We start from the raw sequence: 20,495 nt of genomic DNA, 5'->3' as shown, positions 1-20,495 counted from the left end.
TCTTCGCGGCGCGTGCCGGAGAGGCCCGGAACATGGGTGCGGCGCAGCAATATTCCACATTACGAGAAAAGATCTCATAATTCGAAAATTTTGTTGCGCACGCCCGTGCACGCTCATTACAATCCGTCGGAGCTTGCCCGCAGCCGGCCGCGTCGAGTCGTCTGCACGAGAGCGATCCTCACATTCCAGGACCCAGGAGACGAGAATGTCCGCTGTACCGAACGAAGTGATGAAATATGTCGCCGCCGAACGTGACGACGACCCGCAAGAAACCGTTGAATGGCTCGAGTCGCTCGACGGCGTGATCTCCTCCGTGGGCACCGGCCGCGCGCATTACCTGATCGAAAAGCAGATCGAGTTCGCTCGCATGCACGGCGAACACCTGCCGTTCTCCGCCAACACCCCGTACATCAACACGATTCCCGTTGCCGCCCAGGCGAAGATCCCGGGCGACCAGGACGTCGAGCACCGCATCCGTTCGTACACGCGCTGGAACGCGCTGGCGATGGTGCTGCGCGCAGGCAAGGACACGAACGTCGGCGGCCACATTGCATCGTTCGCGTCGGCCGCGACGCTCTATGACGTCGGCTACAACCACTTCTGGCACGCGGCGTCCGACCAGCACGGCGGCGATCTCGTGTTCGTGCAGGGTCACTCGTCGCCGGGCGTGTACTCGCGCGCGTTCCTGCTCGGCCGCCTGTCGGAAGAGCAGCTTGACAACTTCCGCCAGGAAGTCGACGGCAAGGGTATCTCGTCGTACCCGCACCCGTGGCTGATGCCGGACTTCTGGCAGTTCCCGACGGTGTCGATGGGTCTCGGCCCGATCATGGCGATCTACCAGGCGCGCTTCATGAAGTACCTGGAATCGCGCGGCATCGCGAAGACGGCAGGCCGCAAGGTCTGGGCGTTCCTCGGCGACGGCGAGACGGACGAGCCGGAATCGCTCGGCGCGATCGGCATGGCGAGCCGCGAGAAGCTCGACAACCTCGTGTTCGTGATCAACTGCAACCTGCAGCGTCTCGACGGTCCGGTGCGCGGCAACGGCAAGATCATCCAGGAACTGGAATCGGAATTCCGCGGTGCCGGCTGGAACGTGATCAAGGTCATCTGGGGCAGCCGCTGGGATGCGCTGTTCGCACGCGACAAGTCGGGCGCGCTGATGCGCCGCATGATGGAAGCCGTCGACGGCGAATACCAGACGTACAAGTCGGAGTCGGGCGCGTTCGTTCGCGAACACTTCTTCAACTCGCCTGAACTGAAGGCGCTCGTCGCCGACTGGTCGGACGACGACATCTGGGCGCTGAACCGCGGCGGCCACGATCCGCACAAGATCTACGCGGCATTCCACGAAGCGACCAACACGAAGGGCGCGCCGACCGTCATCCTCGCGAAGACCATCAAGGGCTACGGGATGGGCGAGTCGGGCCAGGCAATGAACATCACGCACCAGCAGAAGAAGCTGCCGGTCGAGCAACTGAAGAAGTTCCGTGACCAGTTCCGCCTGCCGATCACCGACGAGCAGATCGCCGACGTGCCGTACCTGAAGTTCGAGGAAGGCTCGAAGGAACTCGAATACATGCGCCAAAAGCGCATGGACCTCGGCGGCTACCTGCCGCATCGCCGCGAGAAGGCGACGTCGCTGCCGGTGCCGGCGCTCGACGCATTCGAGCCGCTGCTGAAGGGCACGGGCGAAGGCCGCGAGATCTCGACGACGATGGCATTCGTGCGGATCCTGAACATCCTGCTGAAGGACAAGGCGCTGGGCAAGCGCGTCGTGCCGATCGTCCCGGACGAATCGCGTACGTTCGGCATGGAAGGCCTGTTCCGCCAGATCGGTATCTGGAACCAGGAAGGCCAGAAGTACGTGCCGGAAGATTCCGACCAGCTGATGTTCTACAAGGAATCGGAAACCGGCCAGATCCTGCAGGAAGGCATCAACGAAGCGGGCGGCATGTGCGACTGGATCGCGGCGGCGACGTCGTACTCGACGCACGGCGAGATCATGGTGCCGTTCTACATCTTCTATTCGATGTTCGGCTTCCAGCGGATCGGCGACCTGGCATGGGCGGCGGGCGACATGCGCTCGCGCGGCTTCCTGCTCGGCGGCACCGCAGGCCGCACGACGCTGAACGGCGAAGGCCTGCAGCACGAAGACGGTCACTCGCTCCTGTGGGCGGCATCGGTGCCGAACTGCGTGAGCTACGACCCGACGTTCGGCTACGAACTCGCGGTGATCGTCCAGGACGGTCTGCGCCGCATGGTGCAGGACCAGGAAGACGTGTACTACTACATCACGGTGATGAACGAGAACTACGAGCACCCGGCGATTCCGCAGGGCGAGCACGTGGCGGCCGACATCATCAAGGGCATGTACGCGTTCAAGAAGGCCGACGCCGACAAGAAGGCGCCGCGCGTGCAGCTGCTCGGCGCGGGCACGATCTTCAACGAAGTGATCGCTGCCGCCGACCTGCTGAAGAACGACTGGGGCGTTGCGGCCGACCTGTGGAGCGTGCCGAGCTTCACCGAGCTTGCGCGTGAAGGCCATGAAGTCGAGCGCTGGAACCTGCTCCATCCGACCGAGGAGCGTCGCCTGTCGCACGTGCAGAAGTGCCTGAAGGACACGCAGGGTCCGGTCATCGCATCGACCGACTACGTGCGCGCGCTGGTCGACCAGATCCGCGGCCAGGTCGATCGCCGCTTCGTCGTGCTGGGCACGGACGGCTTCGGTCGTTCGGACACCCGCGAGAAGCTGCGTCACTTCTTCGAAGTCGACCGTCACTGGGTCACCGTCGCTGCGCTCAACGCGCTGGCCGACGAAGGCACGATCGAGCGCAAGGTGGTCGCGGACGCGATTGCCAAGTACAACCTCGATCCGTCGAAGCCCAACCCGATGACCGTTTAACGCACACGCGCCGTGTGATGCCGCGCGCCGCTTCCGGGAGGGGCGCGCGCGGCCATGGAGACACAAAAAGATGAGTCAAGCGATCGAAGTGAAGGTGCCGGATATCGGCGATTACAAGGACGTGCCGGTGATCGAGATCGGCGTGAAGGTCGGCGATACGGTCGAGCCCGAGCAGTCGCTCGTCACGCTCGAGTCGGACAAGGCGACGATGGACGTGCCGAGCCCGGTAGCGGGCGTCGTGAAGGAGATCAAGGTCAAGGTGGGCGATTCGGTGTCGGAAGGCTCGCTGATCATCCTGCTCGAAGGCGGCGCCGCAGCGCAGGCAAACGGCGCGGCCGCGCCCGCCGCCGCGCCGGCCCCGGCGGCAGCGCCGGCACCGGCTGCTGCTGCACCGGCGGCCGCACCGGCAGCATCGGGCGGCACGCTCGAAGTGAAGGTGCCCGACATCGGCGACTACAAGGACGTGCCGGTGATCGAGATCGGCGTGAAGGTCGGCGACACGGTCGAGAAGGAGCAGTCGCTCGTCACGCTCGAGTCGGACAAGGCGACGATGGACGTGCCGAGCCCGGCCGCCGGCGTCGTGAAGGAAATCAAGGTGAAGGTGGGCGATTCGGTGTCGGAAGGCACGCTGATCGTGCTGCTCGACGCCGCAGGTTCGCCGGCTGCGGCACCGCAGGCGAGCGCACCGGCTCCGGCCGCTGCCGCGCCGGCGCCGGCCGCCGCATCGGCACCCGCGAAGGCTGCGCCCGCACCGGCTGCTGCCGCTGCACCGGCACCGGCCGCCGCGCCGTCGGGCGAATACCGCGCGAGCCACGCGTCGCCGTCGGTGCGCAAGTTCGCGCGCGAACTCGGCGTCGAAGTCGCACGCGTGCAGGGCACCGGTCCGAAGGGCCGCATTACGAAGGAAGACATCACCGGTTTCGTGAAGGGTGTGATGACGGGCCAGCGCGCAGCGCCGGCTGCGGCAGCCGCGCCGGCAGGCGGCGGCGAGCTGAACCTGCTGCCGTGGCCGAAGGTCGACTTCTCGAAGTTCGGCCCGTTCGAGGCGAAGCCGCTGTCGCGCATCAAGAAGATCTCGGGCGCGAACCTGCATCGCAACTGGGTGATGATCCCGCACGTCACGAACAACGACGAAGCGGACATCACCGAGCTCGAAGCGCTGCGCGTGCAGTTGAACAAGGAGCACGAGAAGGCGGGCGTGAAGTTCACGATGCTCGCATTCGTGATCAAGGCGGTCGTTGCCGCGCTGAAGAAGTTCCCGACCTTCAACGCAAGCCTCGACGGCGACAACCTGGTGTTCAAGCAGTACTACCACGTCGGTTTTGCCGCCGATACGCCGAACGGCCTCGTCGTGCCGGTGATCCGCGATGCGGACAAGAAGGGTCTCGTCGACATCGCGAAGGAAATGGCCGAGCTGTCGAAGGCCGCGCGCGACGGCAAGCTGAAGCCGGACCAGATGCAGGGCGGCTGCTTCTCGATCTCGTCGCTCGGCGGGATCGGCGGCACCAACTTCACGCCGATCATCAACGCGCCGGAAGTGGCAATCCTCGGGTTGTCGCGCGGCCAGATGAAGCCGGTGTGGGACGGCAAGCAGTTCGTGCCGCGCCTGACGTTGCCGCTGTCGCTGTCGTATGACCATCGCGTGATCGATGGCGCGGAAGCCGCGCGGTTCAATGCGTATCTCGGCGCGTTGCTTGCCGATTTCCGTCGCATCATTCTTTGATGAGCTGAGGGCTCTCGCGGGGGCGTGGTTTTTTGTCGGTTCGCCATGCCCCGTCGTTGAACCTGTTTTGCTAACGGTCTGCTAGCGTCGCCCCTGCGCGGGGCGGCGGTCACTTTTCTTTGTCTTCCAAAGAAAAGTAACCAAAAGAAAGGCGCGTCCTTGGGCGGGCGGCAAAGGTGGTCCTGCCCAGCGTCGCGTTCTCTTGTCAGGCCGTCGTTCAGCGGTTGAGCCCTCTCCCTCTGTCAGCAGCTAAACAAGAAGGGGACGTATATGAGTCTCATCGAAGTCAAGGTTCCGGATATCGGCGATTTCAGCGGCGTCGATGTCATCGAAGTCAACGTGAAGCCGGGTGACGTGATCGAAAAAGAGCAAACGCTCATCACGCTCGAATCGGACAAAGCCTCCATGGAAGTGCCCAGCGACGTCGCCGGCACGGTCAAGGAAGTCAAGGTGAAGGCCGGCGAGAAAGTCTCGCAAGGCACAGTCATCGCCCTCGTCGAAGCATCGGCGGCCGCCGCCGCACCCGCGAAAGCCCCCGAAGCGGCCAAGCCCGCAGCAGCTGCGCCGGCACCGGCCGCAGCCGCTCCGGCACCGCAAGCCGGCAGCTACAGCGGCTCCGCCGACATCGAGTGCGACATGCTCGTGCTCGGCGCCGGCCCCGGCGGCTACTCGGCTGCGTTCCGCGCAGCCGACCTCGGCATGAAGACGGTACTGGTCGAACGCTACTCGACGCTCGGCGGCGTGTGCCTGAACGTCGGCTGCATCCCGTCGAAGGCGTTGCTGCACACGGCGCTCGTCGTCGAGGAAGCGGAAGCGCTCGCGGCGCACGGCATCTCGTTCGGCAAGCCGGAAGTCGACCTCGACAAGCTGCGCGACTTCAAGGGCGGCGTCGTCAAGAAGCTGACGACGGGCCTCGCCGGCATGGCGAAGGCGCGCAAGGTCGAAGTGGTCACGGGTGTCGGCGCGTTCGTCGATCCGTATCACATGGAAGTGCAGGGCGAAAACGGCAAGAAGGTCGTCAAGTTCAAGCAGGCGATCATCGCAGCCGGCTCGCAGGCGGTGAAGCTGCCGTTCATGCCGGAAGACCCGCGCGTCGTCGATTCGACGGGCGCGCTCGAACTGCGCCAGCTGCCCAAGCGCATGCTCGTGATCGGCGGCGGCATCATCGGTCTCGAAATGGCGACGGTGTATTCGACGCTCGGCACCGAGATCGACGTCGTCGAAATGATGGACGGCCTGATGATGGGCGCGGACCGCGATCTCGTGAAGGTCTGGGAAAAGTACAACGCGAAGCGCTTCGGCAACGTGATGCTGAAGACCAAGACAGTCGGCGCGGAAGCGAAGGAAGACGGCATCTACGTAAAGTTCGAGGGCGAGAAGGCGCCGGCGGAAGCGCAGCGTTACGACCTCGTGCTGGTGGCGGTGGGCCGCAGCCCGAACGGCAAGAAGATCGGCGCCGACAAGGCAGGCGTTGCCGTCACCGACCGCGGCTTCATCGACGTCGACAAGCAGATGCGTACGAACGTGCCGCACATCTTCGCGATCGGCGACGTCGTCGGCCAGCCGATGCTCGCGCACAAGGCCGTGCATGAAGGCCACGTCGCAGCGGAAGCCGCACATGGCGAGAAGGCGTACTTCGACGCGCTGCAGATCCCGTCGGTGGCGTACACCGATCCGGAAGTGGCGTGGGCCGGCAAGACGGAAGACCAGTGCAAGGCCGAAGGCATCAAGTACGGCAAGGCTGTGTTCCCATGGGCGGCATCGGGTCGCGCGATCGCGAACGGTCGCGACGAAGGCTTCACGAAGCTGATCTTCGACGAGGAAACCCATCGCGTGATCGGCGGCGGTATCGTCGGCCTGAACGCGGGCGACCTGATCAGCGAAGTGTGCCTCGCCGTCGAGATGGGCGCGGACGCGGAAGACATCGGCAAGACGATTCACCCGCACCCGACGCTCGGCGAATCGGTCGGCATGGCCGCCGAACTGTACGAAGGCGTCTGTACGGACCTGCCGCCGCAACGCAAGAAGTAGCGCGATCGGCATGGCCGGCCAAGCGCCGGCCACGAAAAACGCCGCCGCCCGGGAGATCCGGACGGCGGCGTTTTCTTTTTGCTCACGGTCGACGGCACGTGGCGCCTGAGTGCCGACTGCCGGTGACGGCATGCGCGCGTATTGTGGCGCCGGAAACGAAAAAGCCGCGCAGTGCGCGGCTTTTTCAGGAGCAGGGGACGCTTACGCGGCCGGCTTGCTCGAACGGCGCGATGCAGCAGCGCTCGCAGCCTTCGTCGCGACAGCGGCAGCCGCGTTGAAGTTCGTTTCGGCGATCTCGACGGCTTGCTTCGCAGCCTTCTGGACCGTTTCGTACGTGGTGTTCGCAGCGTTCAGTGCCGACTTCAGTGCGGCGACTGCCGTTTCCGAACCGGCCGGGGCGTTCTTCGCGACGTTGTCGACGAGGGCCTGGACCTTCTTGTTCTGCTCTTCGAATTGCGCTTCGGCAACCTTCGCGAACTCGGCTTGCGTCGACGATGCGATTTCGTACAGGTGACGGCTGTACGACAGCACCTTTTCCGCGACCGGCTGCGACAGGCTCGCTTGCAGCGCGAACAGTTCCTGGGCGTCCTTCACCGACAGCAGGCGCTGCGCGTTTTCCTGGCCTTCCGTCAGCGTCGACTTCACGACTTGCAGGTTGAGTTCGATCAGCTTTTCGACGCCTTCGAATGCCTTGGTCGTCAGACCGAACAGGCTTTCGAGGTTGGCTTTCTGGGCGGCGGCGATTTGCTCGGGGGTCAGCAAGGACATGTCAAACTCCTGAAAAGCGATCGCGTCGATCGCAGGGTAAAGGGCACTGCGCTGGGGAACCTCGGATCCGCGTGCTTTGTGCAACGCAGCAATGAGTCGTATTTTAGGGCAGAGAAAAGTCTTGTCAAGCATTTTTTGTGCGTTGCACAATCACGACAAATTATCGATAAAACAATGAGTTATCATGGTCGTTCGGAATCGGTTTCAGGCGCGCGATCCCACATGGTGCGCACCCGGCCGGGGCAGGCGCGGCGCACCATGGTCATGCACAGGTAAACCTGACAGGGGTATGGAACGTTATGCTTCTGTTCTTGTCGAAAAGCGCGCCGTTTCAATGCGCTTGCCGTGGCGACGTGCCGCCGCTGCGGCCGAAACCGGTGCTGCAGGCACACCGAGCGCCGGATACGTACTTTCCCCGCTTTAATTCGTCGCCGAAGTGACGTTATCTCAATTAACCGAGTGGTAATCGGGAGACGGGTACTGTCGGGCAGCGCGCTCCATGAATTTTTTCTATGGAGGCGGGAGGGTTGATCGGCTTATGGTCGTCCAACCCTTACATTCCGGTTTAACGACGATCGGTAAGTGCCTAATATTGCTCTTTTTTTCAGCTTTAACTACACTTGCGGAAACTCCCGCCCGCTTTGTCCAGACCCCAATGAAAGCCGAATCGTTTTCACCGCGCAGATTGTTGCAGAGCATGACGCTCGGCACGGCTGTGTCGGTCGCCGTCGCCTTGCTGGCGACCGCTGCGTCCGTCGCGCCCGCTGACGCCTTTGCCGCCACTGCGAAGACCCACCAGGCCGCCAAGAATGCCACTTCCGCTTCGTCCACGAAGAAGAAGACGGTGAAGGCTGCATCCGCAAAATCCGCCAACGTCGCGTCGGCCGATGCGCCGCGCGCGAAGGCATCGCGCAAGCGCGCGACGCTCGCGTCGAACGTGCACGGCCACCGCGGCGCGGTGCGCAAGGTCGCGTTCCAGCCGCGTCGCCCGACGGTCGGCCAGGCATTCGGCCTGCACGATACGCCGGACGCGCTCGCGCTGCGCTCGAGCGTCGCGTACGTTGTCGACCAGAACACCGGCGAGCCGCTGTTCGACAAGAATTCGCATGCCGTCGTGCCGATCGCGTCGATCTCGAAGCTGATGACGGCGATGGTCGTGCTCGACTCGAAATCGCCGATGATCGACCAGATCGAGGTTACCGACGAAGATCGCGACTACGAGAAGGGCACGGGCTCGCGCCTGTCGGTCGGCTCGGTCCTGTCGCGCGAAGACATGCTGCACATCGCGCTGATGGCATCGGAAAACCGCGCGGCTGCCGCGCTGTCGCGTTACTACCCGGGCGGCCGTCCGGCCTTTATCGCCGCGATGAACGCGAAGGCGAAGTCGCTGGGCATGAACGACACCCATTTCGAGAATTCGACGGGGCTGTCGAGCTCGAACGTATCGAGCGCGCGCGACCTCGTGAAGATGGTCAACGCGGCGTACCAGTACCCGATGATTCGCCAGTTCTCGACCGACCGTACGTACGACGTCAATACGGGCAAGCGCAACCTGGTCTACAACAGCACGAACGCGCTGATCCGCGGCAACGGCTCGTGGGACATCGGCCTGCAGAAGACTGGCTTCATCAACGAGGCTGGCGAATGTCTCGTGATGCAGGCGACGATCCATGGCCGGCCGATGGTGATGGTGCTGCTGGATTCGTTCGGCAAGTATTCGCGCTTCGCCGACGCGGCGCGCCTGCGCAACTGGCTTGACGCCGGTGGCGGCGAGCGCCTGACGGCGGCCAACACGGCGAACGGCGGCACCTGATCGCGCCGCGACGGTTCGCCGCCGCACCGGTTGCCGCAAAGAAAAAGCCCCGCGATCGCGGGGCTTTTTTCGTTCGGCCGCAATGTGGCGGGTAGCACGGCTTATGCGTGCCGTTGCAGCCCTTCCGTATCCTTCGCGGGCGCGGGGCGGTAGCCGAGCGATTCCGAGATGGTCAGCGCGGTGCGGCTCAGCTGGCCGAGCCACGCGTCCTGCAGGCGGTCGGCCGGCGCCGACAGCGACAGGCCCGCGACGAGCTTGCCCGAGTCGTCGTAGATGCCGGCCGCGATACAGCGCACGCCGAGTTCCAGTTCCTCGTTGTCGCGCGCGCACGATTGCTGGCGCACGAGCGTCAGCTCGCGCTCGAGCTTCGCGATGTCGGTAATGCTGTTCTGCGTATGGCCGGACAGCCCGGTGCGCGTCGCATAGGCGCGCACGCGCGATGTTTCGTCGACCGCGAGAAACAGCTTGCCGACCGAGGTCAGGTGCAGCGGCGCGCGGCCGCCGATCGCGCGGACGACCTGCATCCCCGAGCGCTCCGAATACGCGCGCTCGATATAGACGATTTCATCGCCTTGGCGCACCGACAGGTTCACGGTCTGGCCGGTCAGGCGGTGCAGTTCGCGCATCGGCATCAGCGCCGCGTCACGTACCGACAGGCGCGCCTTGACGAGGTTGCCGAGCTCGAGCAGCCGCATGCCGAGCCGGTAAGTGCCGGGATCGGAGCGGTCGACCAGGCGGCAGGTCACCATGTCGTTGAGGATACGGTGCGCGGTCGACGGATGCAGGTCGGTGCGCTGCGCAAGCTCCTTCAGGCTGACGGGGTCGCTGTGCGCGGCAAGCGCGTCCAGCAGCCGCATCATGCGTTCGATCACCTGGATCGACGTTTTGGAATCCGGGGTGGGTTGGCTCATGTCGGGGAGAATCGGTTGACGCGTCAAGCGGTGTTGCGTCGATTGTATCTCGTATCGTGAAAAAAGCGAACGCCGTTCGAGGAAATCCTCGCTTCCGGCCATGCGCACTTGCACACGCGTCGGCGTTGGTCTTGCCGGCCAAACGGCGGATAATGAGAGCCGTTTTCTCGAAGGAGCGCGTATGCGAGTCGGTTTGTTCGTGACCTGCCTGGTCGACCTGATGCGTCCGGAAATCGGTTTTTCCGCGCTGAAACTGATTCGCGATGCCGGCTACGAGGTGTTCGTGCCGCCCGCGCAAACCTGCTGCGGCCAGCCGGCCTACAACTCGGGCGACCGCGCGCTCGCGCGCGACCTCGCGGAAAAGACGCTGCGCGAGTTCGATCAGTTCGATTACGTCGTCGCGCCGTCGGGCTCGTGCGGCGGCATGATCCGCGCGCACTACGGCGACCTGTTTCGCGACGACCCGGAACTGATGGGGCGCTATGCGCGGTTCCAGCAGAAAGTCTATGAACTGACCGATTTCCTCGCGAACGTCGCGAAGGTGACGCTCGCGCCCGGCGAATTCGCGGGCCCGGTCACCTACCATGACTCGTGCTCGGGCCTGCGCGAGCTCGGCGTGAAGGCGCAGCCGCGCGCGCTGCTCGCGCAGCGCGGCGTGGCCGTCACCGAGATGAAGGACTGCGAGCACTGCTGCGGCTTCGGCGGCACGTTCGCGGTCAAGTACGGCGACATATCGGCTGCCATCGCGGACGAGAAATGCGCGAACGTGCGTGCGTCCGGCGCGGGCGCCGTCGTGCTCGGCGATCTCGGCTGCATGCTGAACATCGAAGGGCGGTTGCGCCGCACGGGCGACCGCGACACGCGCGTGCTGCACGTCGCGCAGGTGCTGGCGGGCGACGTCTGACGCCCGGTTCCGCTCACTTTTTCCCGATACTGCGATGCAAGTCCAATCGATGCATTTCAAGGCGCGTGCCGGCCAGAAGCTGGCCGACCAGCGCCTGCAGCAGAACCTGAAGAAGCTGTCGACGAAGTTCGTGTCTGCGCGTGCCGACGCGATGACCGCGATCGACTTCCCGGCGACGCGCGCCGCGCTGAAGGCGCGCCGCAACCGTGCGCTGGAGAACCTCGACGTGTGGCTCGAGGCCTTCGAGCGCGAGGCGACACGGCGCGGCACGACGGTGCTGTTCGCGGAAACGACCGCCGACGCCGCACGGCTCGTCGCCGACATCGCGCGCCGCCACGACGTGAAGAAGGTCATCAAGACGAAGTCGATGGTGTCCGAGGAAATGCGTCTGAACGCGGTGCTCGCCGAGATGGGCGTGCAGTCGATCGAGACGGACCTCGGCGAATACATCCTGCAGATCAACGACAACGAGCCGCCGAGCCACATCATTGCGCCCGTCGTGCACAAGGACAAGGACGAGATCGCCGACCTGTTCGCGCGTACGCACCACCGCGAGCGGCTGACCGAGATTCCCGACATGACGCGCGAGGCGCGCGAGGTCCTGCGCCCGCATTTCCTGTCGGCCGACATGGGCGTGACGGGCGGCAATTTCGTGATTGCCGAGACGGGGTCGGTCGCGATCGTCACGAACGAGGGCAACGAAGGGATGTGCACGGTGATGCCGCGCGTGCATGTCGCGGTGACGGGCATCGAGAAGGTGCTGCCGACGCTCGAGGATCTCGCGACGGCGATGCGCCTGCTGCCGCGCTCGGCGACCGGGCAGAAGACGTCGAACTATTTCTCGCTGCTCACCGGGCCGCGCGGTCCCGGTGACGAGGACGGCCCGGGGCACAACTACGTGGTGCTCGTCGACGGCGGCCGCACGGGGCTGATCGGCGGCGAATTCCAGGAGATGCTGCGCTGCATCCGCTGCGGCGCGTGCATGAACCATTGCCCGGTGTACCAGAAGGTCGGCGGGCACGCATACGGATGGGTCTATCCGGGCCCGATGGGGTCGGTGCTGACGCCGAGCTACGTCGGGGTGGACCGTGCGCTCGACCTGCCCCAGGCCGCGACGCTGTGCGGCGAATGCGACAGCGTGTGCCCGGCCGGGATCCCGCTGTCGCACCTGCTGCGCACGCTGCGCGAGAAACAGGTCGAACGGCACCTGCGGCCGTGGCGCGAGCGCGCAGCGCTTGCCGCGTGGGGCTTTTTCGCGCGCCGGCCGATGCTTTACGCACTGACGACCAAGCTCGCGGTGCGGGTCCTCGAGCGGCTCGGCGGCAGCGGCGGCACGCTGCGGCGCCTGCCGATGATGGGCGGCTGGATGGACACGCGCGACATGCCGACGCCGACCGGCCGCACGTTCCGCGAACTGTACGCCGCATCGCAAAGCCACCTCGGCTGACGACTGTTCATTGGGCGGCAACAGTGCGTTCGCTATTTATGCATTTATCTCGATAGATGCGGTCTATAGAATCTTGCCTGTAGTCCCCGAAATTGGGTTTCGGGGAATGAGGTCAAGGAGCCGCATCATGAAAAAGACAATATCGATGTACTGGCCGCTGGCAATCGTCGTCCCGCTCGCCGCGCTCGCCTATCTGCACGCGATGGCCGACGCGCCTTCGCGTGGTCCGCTTGCCGTGCATCAGGCATCGGCCGAACTGGCGCGCGCGGTGTCGTTCGGGCTGGTCGACGACGCGACGAAGCCGCTGCCGGCCGCGTCCGGCGACGTCGTGCTCGCCGTACCCAAGGCGCTGTAAGGCACGCCGCCGTCGCTTTGCACGGCGGCGCGATTTTCGGCGCCTTTGTATAATGACGTGTTCTTCTCCCTCGCGGTTCGCCGCGGCTTTCCGATAGTGCAATGACCCGCGTTGCGATCTGTTTCGTCTGTCTCGGCAATATCTGCCGTTCGCCCACGGCAGAAGGCGTGATGCGCCACCAGGTGGACGCAGCCGGGCTGGCCGACCGGATCGCGATCGATTCCGCAGGCACCGGCGATTGGCACGTCGGCGAACCGCCCGACACGCGTGCGCAGGCAGCGGCTCGCACCCGCGGCTACGACCTGTCGACGCTGCGGGCGAGGCAGGTGAGCGCGGCGGATTTCGAGCGGTTCGACCTGCTGCTGGCGATGGACGAAGCCAATCTCGCGGAGTTGCGTCGGTGCTGTCCGCCCGAGCATCGCGACAAGGTGCGCCTGCTGATGGAATTCGCGCCGGGCGCGGCCGAGACCGAAGTGGCCGATCCTTATTTCGGCGGTGCGCAGGGCTTCGAACAGGTGCTCGATCAGGTCGAGCGCGCCTGCGCGGGCCTGCTGGACACCCTCCGGAGCGGTTCCGAGCGCTGATCGCGGCAAGGTATTCAGCGTGCTGCGAATACCCTGTCACGGACATGGATACTTGACTAAAATCGTCAAATATTTATACTTGACCAAAATCGTCAAGATTGCAGTCCCCTAGACACTATGAGACTCACCACCAAAGGCCGTTTCGCCGTCACGGCGATGATTGACTTGGCACTGCGCCAGGAGCAGGGCCCGGTGACGCTTGCAGGCATCAGCCAGCGCCAGCGGATTTCGCTCTCGTATCTCGAACAGCTGTTCGGCAAGCTGCGCAGGCATGAAATCGTCGAATCCGTGCGCGGCCCGGGCGGCGGCTACAACCTCGCGCGCCGCGCGCAGGACGTCACCGTTGCCGACATCATCATCGCGGTCGATGAACCGCTCGACGCCACGCAATGCGGCGGCAAAGGCACGTGCGACGGCTCGAAGCAGCCCGACGGCCATTGCATGACGCACGAGCTGTGGTCGACCCTGAACCAGAAAATGGTCGAATACCTCGATTCGGTGTCGCTGCAGGATCTCGTCGATCAGCAGCGCGCACGCGAGGGCGCCCCCGCGGTGCTGCGCGACCGGCGCGCGCCGGAGCCCGTCGCGGCGCCGGCCGAACCGGTGCGCACGATGCCGCTCGGTCCCAATTCGGTGTTCAACATCGCGAGTTCGTGAGCGCGAACGCGCCGCACACCCCATAACGCACATAGTCCCTGCACAGAATACCCGGAGCGACAGATGACCCAAGAGACTCTCCACCTGCCCATCTACATGGATTACAGCGCGACGACGCCGGTCGACCCGCGCGTGGTCGACAAGATGGTGCCGTACCTGCGCGAGCAGTTCGGCAATCCGGCATCGCGCAGCCACGCGTACGGCTGGGATGCGGAGCGCGCGGTCGAGGAAGCGCGCGAACAGGTGGCCGCGCTCGTGAACGCGGATCCGCGCGAGATCATCTGGACGTCCGGCGCGACGGAATCGGACAACCTCGCGATCAAGGGTGCCGCGAACTTCTACAAGGGCAAGGGCAAGCACATCATCACGGTGAAGACCGAGCACAAGGCCGTGCTCGACACCTGCCGCGAGCTCGAGCGTGACGGTTTCGAAGTCACCTATCTCGACGTGAAGGAAGACGGCCTGATCGACCTCGACGTGTTCAAGGCCGCGCTGCGCCCGGACACGATCCTCGTGTCGGTGATGCACGTGAACAACGAGATCGGCGTGATCCAGGACATCGAGACGATCGGCGAGATCTGCCGCGAGAAGGGCATCGTGTTCCACGTCGACGCCGCACAGTCGACCGGCAAGGTCGAGATCGACCTCGCGAAGCTGAAGGTCGACCTGATGTCGTTCTCGGCGCACAAGACCTACGGTCCGAAGGGCATCGGCGCGCTGTACGTGCGCCGCAAGCCGCGCGTGCGCATCGAAGCGCAGATGCACGGCGGCGGCCACGAGCGCGGGATGCGTTCAGGCACGCTGGCGACGCACCAGATCGTCGGCATGGGCGAAGCGTTCCGCATCGCGCGTGAAGAAATGGCGACCGAGAACGAGCGCATCCGCATGCTGCGCGACAAGCTGCTGCGCGGCCTGTCGCAGATCGAGGAAACGTATGTGAACGGCGACATGGAACACCGTGTCCCGCACAACCTGAACATCAGCTTCAACTTCGTCGAAGGCGAGTCGCTGATCATGGCGATCAAGGACGTCGCGGTGTCGTCGGGTTCCGCGTGCACGTCGGCGTCGCTGGAGCCGTCGTATGTGCTGCGTGCACTCGGCCGCAACGACGAACTCGCGCACAGCTCGATCCGCTTCACGGTCGGCCGCTTCACGACGGAGCAGGACGTCGACTTCGTGATCAACCTGCTGAACAGCAAGATCGCGAAGCTGCGCGAACTGTCGCCGCTCTGGGAAATGCACCAGGAAGGCATCGATCTGTCGACGATCGAATGGGCCGCACACTGAACACCGCATTGAATACATTCGCGGGCGGATTTACGCACGCAGACGTAACGAGTCAAGGAGTCTGAGTCATGTCATACAGCAACAAGGTTCTGGATCACTACGAAAACCCGCGTAACGTCGGTTCGTTCGCGAAGGACGACGACGCGGTCGGTACGGGCATGGTCGGCGCGCCGGCCTGCGGCGACGTGATGAAGCTGCAGATCCGCGTCGGCGCGGACGGCGTGATCGAAGACGCGAAGTTCAAGACGTACGGCTGCGGTTCGGCCATCGCGTCGAGCTCGCTCGTGACCGAATGGGTGAAGGGCAAGACGCTCGACGAGGCGCTGTCGATCAAGAACACGCAGATCGCCGAAGAGCTCGCGCTGCCACCGGTGAAGATTCACTGCTCGATTCTCGCGGAAGACGCGATCAAGGCAGCCGTGGCCGACTACAAGAAGCGCCACGACACCAAGGAAGGCGATCAGGCAGCGGCCTGAGCGGCCTGAGCGGCATCGAGCGGCTTCGCAAGAAAACGCCGGGCCGCCCCAGGTTTTCTTGACCCCTTCTCGGGGGGGGGGGCCTGGCGCGCAGCGACAGGTTTGGGGGCGCTTAGACGGAACGCGGCGGGCCTTTGTGGCGCGTCGCGGCAAGGACATCATGGCAATTACACTGACCGAAAAAGCAGCACAGCACGTCCAGAAATACCTCGTCCGTCGCGGCAAGGGTGTGGGCCTGCGGCTTGGCGTTCGCACGACCGGGTGCTCGGGGCTCGCGTACAAGCTCGAGTATGTCGACGAGCTGGCTCCCGAGGATCAGGTGTTCGAGAGCCATGGCGTGAAGGTCATCGTCGACCCGAAGAGCCTCGCGTACATCGACGGCACCGAGCTCGACTTCGCGCGCGAAGGCCTGAACGAAGGGTTCAAGTTCAACAACCCGAACGTGAAGGACGAGTGCGGTTGCGGCGAATCGTTCCGCGTATGACGCGGTCTTCCGCGCGATGCGGGCAAGAGGCGGCACGAGCCGCCTTTTTAATGTGCGGCGTTTGCCGCGCGACGAACCGGAATTGAACGCGACGATGGTTTCGCTGAAAGACAGCCACTTCGATCTGTTTCACCTGCCGGCGCAATTCGCGCTCGACGAGGCAGTGCTCGACAGCGCGTATCGCACGGTGCAGACGCAGGTGCACCCGGACCGCTTCGCGGCGGCCGGCGACGCGCAAAAGCGTGTCGCGATGCAATGGGCGACCCGTGCGAACGAAGCCTACCGCACGCTGCGCGATCCGCTGAAGCGCGCAACCTATCTGCTGTCGCTGCGCGGCGTCGACATCGGTGCCGAAAACAACACCGCGATGGAGCCGGCGTTCCTGATGCAGCAGATGGAGTGGCGCGAAGGCATCGAGGATGCCGCGGCCGCCCGCAACATCGACGCGCTTGATGCGCTGCTCGCCGAGCTGCGCGACGAAAAGCGCGTGCGCCTCGAGCGCCTCGGCACGCTGCTCGACAGCGCGGCCGATCAAGCCGCCGCCGAGGCCGTGCGCCAGCTGATGTTCATCGAACGGGTCGCGTCGGAAGTGGGCGCGCAGATCGAGCGCCTCGAAACTTAACCGCGTGCCTCGCGGCACGCGCAGCAAACGGGCCGAGCGCCCGAACGAACCAAGATGGCTTTACTGCAAATTTCCGAACCGGGCATGGCGCCGGCGCCGCACCAGCGGCGACTCGCTGTCGGGATCGATCTCGGCACGACGAACTCCCTCGTCGCAGCCGTGCGCAACAGCGTGCCCGAAGTGCTGCCGGACGAGGCGGGGCGCGCGCTGCTGCCGTCGGTGGTCCGTTATCTGGAGAAGGGCGGCCGCCGCATCGGCCACGAGGCGAAGGAGCAGGCCGCGACCGATCCGCGTAACACGATCGTGTCGGTCAAGCGCTTCATGGGTCGCGGCAAGGCCGAGGTCGAAGGCGCGGCGAACGCACCGTACGAATTCGTCGATGCGCCGGGCATGGTGCAGATCCGCACGATCGACGGCGTGAAGAGCCCGGTCGAAGTGTCGGCCGAGATTCTCGCGACGCTGCGTTACCGCGCGGAAGACACGCTCGGCGATGACCTGGTCGGCGCGGTGATCACGGTGCCCGCGTACTTCGACGACGCGCAGCGCCAGGCGACGAAGGACGCCGCGCGCCTCGCGGGGCTCAACGTGCTGCGCCTGCTGAACGAACCGACCGCGGCGGCGATTGCCTACGGTCTCGACAACGCGGCCGAAGGCCTCTACGCGGTGTACGACCTCGGCGGCGGCACGTTCGACCTGTCGATCCTGAAGCTGACGAAGGGCGTGTTCGAAGTGCTGGCCGCGGGTGGCGATTCCGCACTCGGCGGTGACGATTTCGACCACGCGCTGTTCGGTCACGTGCTCGCCCAGGCCGGCATCGATGCGAAGGCGCTCGCGCCCGAGGACGTGCGCCTGCTGCTCGATCGCGTGCGCGTGCTGAAGGAAGCGCTGTCGTCTGCACCACAGGCGTCGCTCGACGTGACGCTGTCCAACGGTGCGCAACTCGTTCAGACGATCTCGCACGACACGTTCGCCGCGCTCGTCGAGCCGCTCGTGCAGCGTACGCTGACGCCGACCCGCAAGGCCTTGCGCGACGCGCAGGTGAGCCCGGCCGACATCAAGGGTGTCGTGCTCGTCGGTGGCGCGACGCGCATGCCGGTGGTCCGCGAGGCGGTCGCGCAGTATTTCGGCCAGCCGCCGCTCGTCAATCTCGATCCGGACCAGGTCGTTGCGCTCGGCGCGGCGATCCAGGCCGATCTGCTCGCCGGCAATCGCGGCAGCGGCGACGACTGGCTGCTGCTCGACGTGATCCCGCTGTCGCTCGGCGTCGAGACGATGGGCGGTCTCGTCGAGAAGATCATTCCGCGCAATTCGACGATTCCGATCGCGCGCGCGCAGGAATTCACGACGTTCAAGGACGGCCAGACCGCGATGGCGATCCATGTCGTGCAGGGCGAGCGCGAGCTCGTCGCCGACTGCCGGTCGCTCGCGCGCTTCGAACTGCGCGGCATTCCGCCGATGACGGCCGGAGCGGCGCGCATCCGCGTGACCTATCAGGTCGATGCGGACGGGTTGCTGTCGGTGTTCGCACGCGAGCAGCATTCGGGCGTCGAGGCATCGGTCGTCGTGAAGCCGTCCTACGGCCTCGCCGACGACGACATCGCGAAGATGCTCGAGGACAGCTTCAAAACCGCCGAGATCGACATGCGCGCGCGCGCGCTGCGCGAAGCGCAGGTCGAGGCCGAGCGGATGATCGAGGCGACGCAGGCGGCGCTGGCGACCGACGGCGAATTGCTCGACGACGCCGAGCGCACGCAGGTCGACGCGCTCGTCGCGGCGCTGCGCACGATCGCGCAGGGCGACGACGCGGACGCGATCGAAGCCGCGACCAAGACGCTGGCCGACGGCACCGACGAATTCGCGGCGCGCCGGATGGACAAGAGCATCAAGCGCGCACTGTCGGGCCGGCGGCTCGACGAGATCTGAACGAACGACGTGCACGCGGGCCAACGACGGCCCGCGCGATATTGAACCGTGCGGCGCCAGCCGCCGCACCCTGACTGACGGAACGGACATGCCTCAACTGGTGGTGCTGCCTCACGTCGAACTGTGCCCGGACGGCGCAGTGATCGACGCGACGCCCGGCAAGAGTATTTGCGACAACCTGCTCGACAACGGGATCGAGATCGAGCATGCATGCGAGAAGTCGTGCGCATGCACGACCTGCCACGTGGTGATCCGCGAGGGCTTCAACGATCTCGAGCCGTCCGACGAGGACGAAGACGACCTGCTCGACAAGGCATGGGGGCTCGAGCCCACGTCGCGCCTGTCGTGCCAGGCGATCGTGAAGGAAGATTCGGACCTGGTGGTCGAGATTCCGAAGTACTCGATCAACCACGCGAAGGAAAATCACTGACGGATCGGCGGGCAGGGCGCGGCGTGTGCGTCGTGCCCCGGTGGACTCGCCGCGTACACGGGAGAGCAGGCCATGAAATGGACCGATTCGCGCGAAATCGCCATCGCGCTGGCAGACAAGCATCCGGACGTCGATCCGCAGCGGATCAATTTCGTCGACCTCCGCCAATGGGTCATCGAGCTGGACGGCTTCACCGACGACCCGGCCCACTCGGGTGAGAAGATCCTCGAGGCGATCCAGGCCCACTGGATCGACGAATCCGACTTCGACGACGAAGACTGAGCTTCGCGTCGGCGCCGCGTCGTGTGGCTCCCGCAAACAGAAAAGGCTCGTGATGCTTCACGAGCCTTTTTCATTTCCGGTGCGGCACAAGGGCTGACCGGCAAATCGTCATGCGTTACGCGCCGACCAGCGTGCCGTTCTCGATCCGCACGCGCTGCCCCTGGCCGAACGGCGGCGGGTTGTGGTACGTGAACGTGCGCGTCGCGCCGCTTTCCATCTGGACCTGCACCTGATAGTCGGTTTCCGCGCGCACCTGTTTCTCGACCTGGTTGCCGGCGAGGCCGCCGCCGAGCGCGCCGATGATGGTCATCGCGGTGCGGCCGTTGCCGTGACCGAACTGGTTGCCGAGCAGGCCGCCGGCCGCTGCGCCGCCAACCGCGCCGATCCCCGAGCTCTGGCCCGGCGTGCGCGCCTGCGTGATCGCGACGACCGTGCCGCAGGTCTGGCAATAGGCCGATTGCGCGGGCGCGGACGGCTGTTGCGCATATTGCGGCGGTTGCGGTGCCGGCGTATGGCGGTGGTGCGTGGCCGCCGGGCGCGGCACCGGCTTCGGTTCGGCTTGCGCTGCAGCCGCCTTCTCGGCCGCCAGCTTCTGCTGCGCGGCCTGTTCGGCTGCCTGCTGCTGCGCTTGCGCGGCGAGCGCGGCGCTTGCTGCCGCGGCCGTATCGACGGCCGGCTGCGACGCGATCAGCGCGGCCTGGGTCTGGCCGTTCTGTGCGTTGTTGCTGTTGGCTTTCGGGAAGATACCCGTGATCGCGGCGGTGGCGGCGAGGCTGGCGACGATGACGGCGCCTGCCGCGGTCGCGATGAGCGGGTGGAGGCGTTGCTTTTGCGGCGTGGTTTGATTCTGGTTGTCCATTTTTTTCTCCGGTGTCGACCCGGTTTCGCGCGTTGGC

The 20,495-nt window shown here is 65.2% G+C and carries 19 protein-coding genes; 16 read left to right on the top strand and 3 right to left on the bottom strand.

The annotated features are described in order from the left end of the window. Positions 1-205: 205 nt before the first annotated feature. The 3 genes from aceE (at position 206) to lpdA (ending at position 6,656) form a co-directional block, all read left to right on the top strand. Complete coding sequence (aceE, locus tag DIE15_RS25675; RefSeq protein ID WP_057929179.1) at positions 206-2,902, top strand: pyruvate dehydrogenase (acetyl-transferring), homodimeric type; 2,697 nt, start codon at positions 206-208, stop codon at positions 2,900-2,902. A 70-nt stretch (positions 2,903-2,972) separates the two neighbouring features. Further along, the gene (aceF, locus tag DIE15_RS25670) at positions 2,973-4,625 is read left to right on the top strand and encodes a dihydrolipoyllysine-residue acetyltransferase (protein ID WP_057929180.1); all 1,653 of its coding nucleotides are present in this window, start codon (positions 2,973-2,975) and stop codon (positions 4,623-4,625) included. A gap of 270 nt (positions 4,626-4,895) precedes the next feature. Next, the gene (lpdA, locus tag DIE15_RS25660) at positions 4,896-6,656 is read left to right on the top strand and encodes a dihydrolipoyl dehydrogenase (RefSeq protein WP_057929181.1); all 1,761 of its coding nucleotides are present in this window, start codon (positions 4,896-4,898) and stop codon (positions 6,654-6,656) included. A gap of 201 nt (positions 6,657-6,857) precedes the next feature. Here the strand turns inward: lpdA and DIE15_RS25655 are convergent, their stop codons facing one another. After that, positions 6,858-7,424: a phasin family protein gene (locus tag DIE15_RS25655; RefSeq protein WP_057929182.1), complete on the bottom strand. Its 567-nt coding sequence runs from the start codon at positions 7,422-7,424 to the stop codon at positions 6,858-6,860. A gap of 655 nt (positions 7,425-8,079) precedes the next feature. On the opposite strand from DIE15_RS25655, the gene pbpG reads away from it, so the two are divergent. Then, positions 8,080-9,237, top strand: a complete 1,158-nt coding sequence (pbpG, locus tag DIE15_RS25650) for a D-alanyl-D-alanine endopeptidase (RefSeq protein ID WP_057929183.1) — start codon at positions 8,080-8,082, stop codon at positions 9,235-9,237. Between the two features lie 101 nt (positions 9,238-9,338). On the opposite strand, the gene DIE15_RS25645 is transcribed toward pbpG, so the two are convergent. Then, positions 9,339-10,148 (bottom strand): IclR family transcriptional regulator, encoded by an 810-nt coding sequence (locus DIE15_RS25645; protein ID WP_057925430.1) that lies wholly within the window; start codon positions 10,146-10,148, stop codon positions 9,339-9,341. Between the two features lie 181 nt (positions 10,149-10,329). Between DIE15_RS25645 and DIE15_RS25640 the strand changes: the two genes are divergently transcribed. The 12 genes from DIE15_RS25640 to iscX all read left to right on the top strand — a co-directional run bounded on the left by DIE15_RS25640 (position 10,330) and on the right by iscX (position 19,599). Then, positions 10,330-11,052 carry a (Fe-S)-binding protein gene (locus DIE15_RS25640; RefSeq protein WP_057925233.1) on the top strand — a complete coding sequence of 241 codons (723 nt, stop codon included), beginning with the start codon at positions 10,330-10,332 and terminating at the stop codon, positions 11,050-11,052. Positions 11,053-11,086: 34 nt separating this feature from the next. After that, entirely contained in the window at positions 11,087-12,499 is a 1,413-nt protein-coding gene (locus tag DIE15_RS25635) for a lactate utilization protein B (protein WP_124834666.1), read from the top strand. 127 nt (positions 12,500-12,626) lie between these two features. Then, the gene (locus DIE15_RS25630) at positions 12,627-12,854 is read left to right on the top strand and encodes a hypothetical protein (protein WP_057925231.1); all 228 of its coding nucleotides are present in this window, start codon (positions 12,627-12,629) and stop codon (positions 12,852-12,854) included. Positions 12,855-12,955: 101 nt separating this feature from the next. Further along, positions 12,956-13,438 carry a low molecular weight protein-tyrosine-phosphatase gene (locus tag DIE15_RS25625; protein ID WP_057925230.1) on the top strand — a complete coding sequence of 161 codons (483 nt, stop codon included), beginning with the start codon at positions 12,956-12,958 and terminating at the stop codon, positions 13,436-13,438. 117 nt (positions 13,439-13,555) lie between these two features. Further along, positions 13,556-14,095 carry a Fe-S cluster assembly transcriptional regulator IscR gene (gene iscR / locus DIE15_RS25620; RefSeq protein WP_006401955.1) on the top strand — a complete coding sequence of 180 codons (540 nt, stop codon included), beginning with the start codon at positions 13,556-13,558 and terminating at the stop codon, positions 14,093-14,095. 63 nt (positions 14,096-14,158) lie between these two features. After that, positions 14,159-15,382, top strand: a complete 1,224-nt coding sequence (locus DIE15_RS25615) for an IscS subfamily cysteine desulfurase (RefSeq protein ID WP_057925229.1) — start codon at positions 14,159-14,161, stop codon at positions 15,380-15,382. A gap of 68 nt (positions 15,383-15,450) precedes the next feature. Next, a complete protein-coding gene (gene iscU / locus DIE15_RS25610) occupies positions 15,451-15,858 on the top strand; it encodes a Fe-S cluster assembly scaffold IscU (RefSeq protein WP_009691729.1) in 408 nt (135 codons plus the stop codon). A 160-nt stretch (positions 15,859-16,018) separates the two neighbouring features. Beyond that, a complete protein-coding gene (iscA, locus tag DIE15_RS25605; protein WP_014896627.1) occupies positions 16,019-16,342 on the top strand; it encodes an iron-sulfur cluster assembly protein IscA in 324 nt (107 codons plus the stop codon). Positions 16,343-16,436: 94 nt separating this feature from the next. Then, positions 16,437-16,964 (top strand): Fe-S protein assembly co-chaperone HscB, encoded by a 528-nt coding sequence (gene hscB / locus DIE15_RS25600; RefSeq protein WP_057925429.1) that lies wholly within the window; start codon positions 16,437-16,439, stop codon positions 16,962-16,964. A gap of 54 nt (positions 16,965-17,018) precedes the next feature. Further along, entirely contained in the window at positions 17,019-18,887 is a 1,869-nt protein-coding gene (gene hscA / locus DIE15_RS25595) for a Fe-S protein assembly chaperone HscA (RefSeq protein WP_124834665.1), read from the top strand. Positions 18,888-18,975: 88 nt separating this feature from the next. Further along, positions 18,976-19,317: an ISC system 2Fe-2S type ferredoxin gene (gene fdx, locus DIE15_RS25590; RefSeq protein ID WP_057925227.1), complete on the top strand. Its 342-nt coding sequence runs from the start codon at positions 18,976-18,978 to the stop codon at positions 19,315-19,317. Between the two features lie 72 nt (positions 19,318-19,389). After that, on the top strand, positions 19,390-19,599 hold the full coding sequence (gene iscX, locus DIE15_RS25585) for a Fe-S cluster assembly protein IscX (protein ID WP_040144569.1): 210 nt from the start codon (positions 19,390-19,392) through the stop codon (positions 19,597-19,599). Between the two features lie 115 nt (positions 19,600-19,714). Here iscX and DIE15_RS25580 read toward each other — a convergent pair whose 3' ends face one another. Beyond that, positions 19,715-20,458, bottom strand: a complete 744-nt coding sequence (locus DIE15_RS25580; RefSeq protein WP_124834664.1) for a glycine zipper 2TM domain-containing protein — start codon at positions 20,456-20,458, stop codon at positions 19,715-19,717. Positions 20,459-20,495 lie beyond the last annotated feature (37 nt).

The organism is Burkholderia sp. Bp9031 (assembly GCF_003857965.1).
Lineage (GTDB): Bacteria > Pseudomonadota > Gammaproteobacteria > Burkholderiales > Burkholderiaceae > Burkholderia > Burkholderia ambifaria_A.
This window is presented reverse-complemented; position numbering and strand designations above follow the sequence as displayed.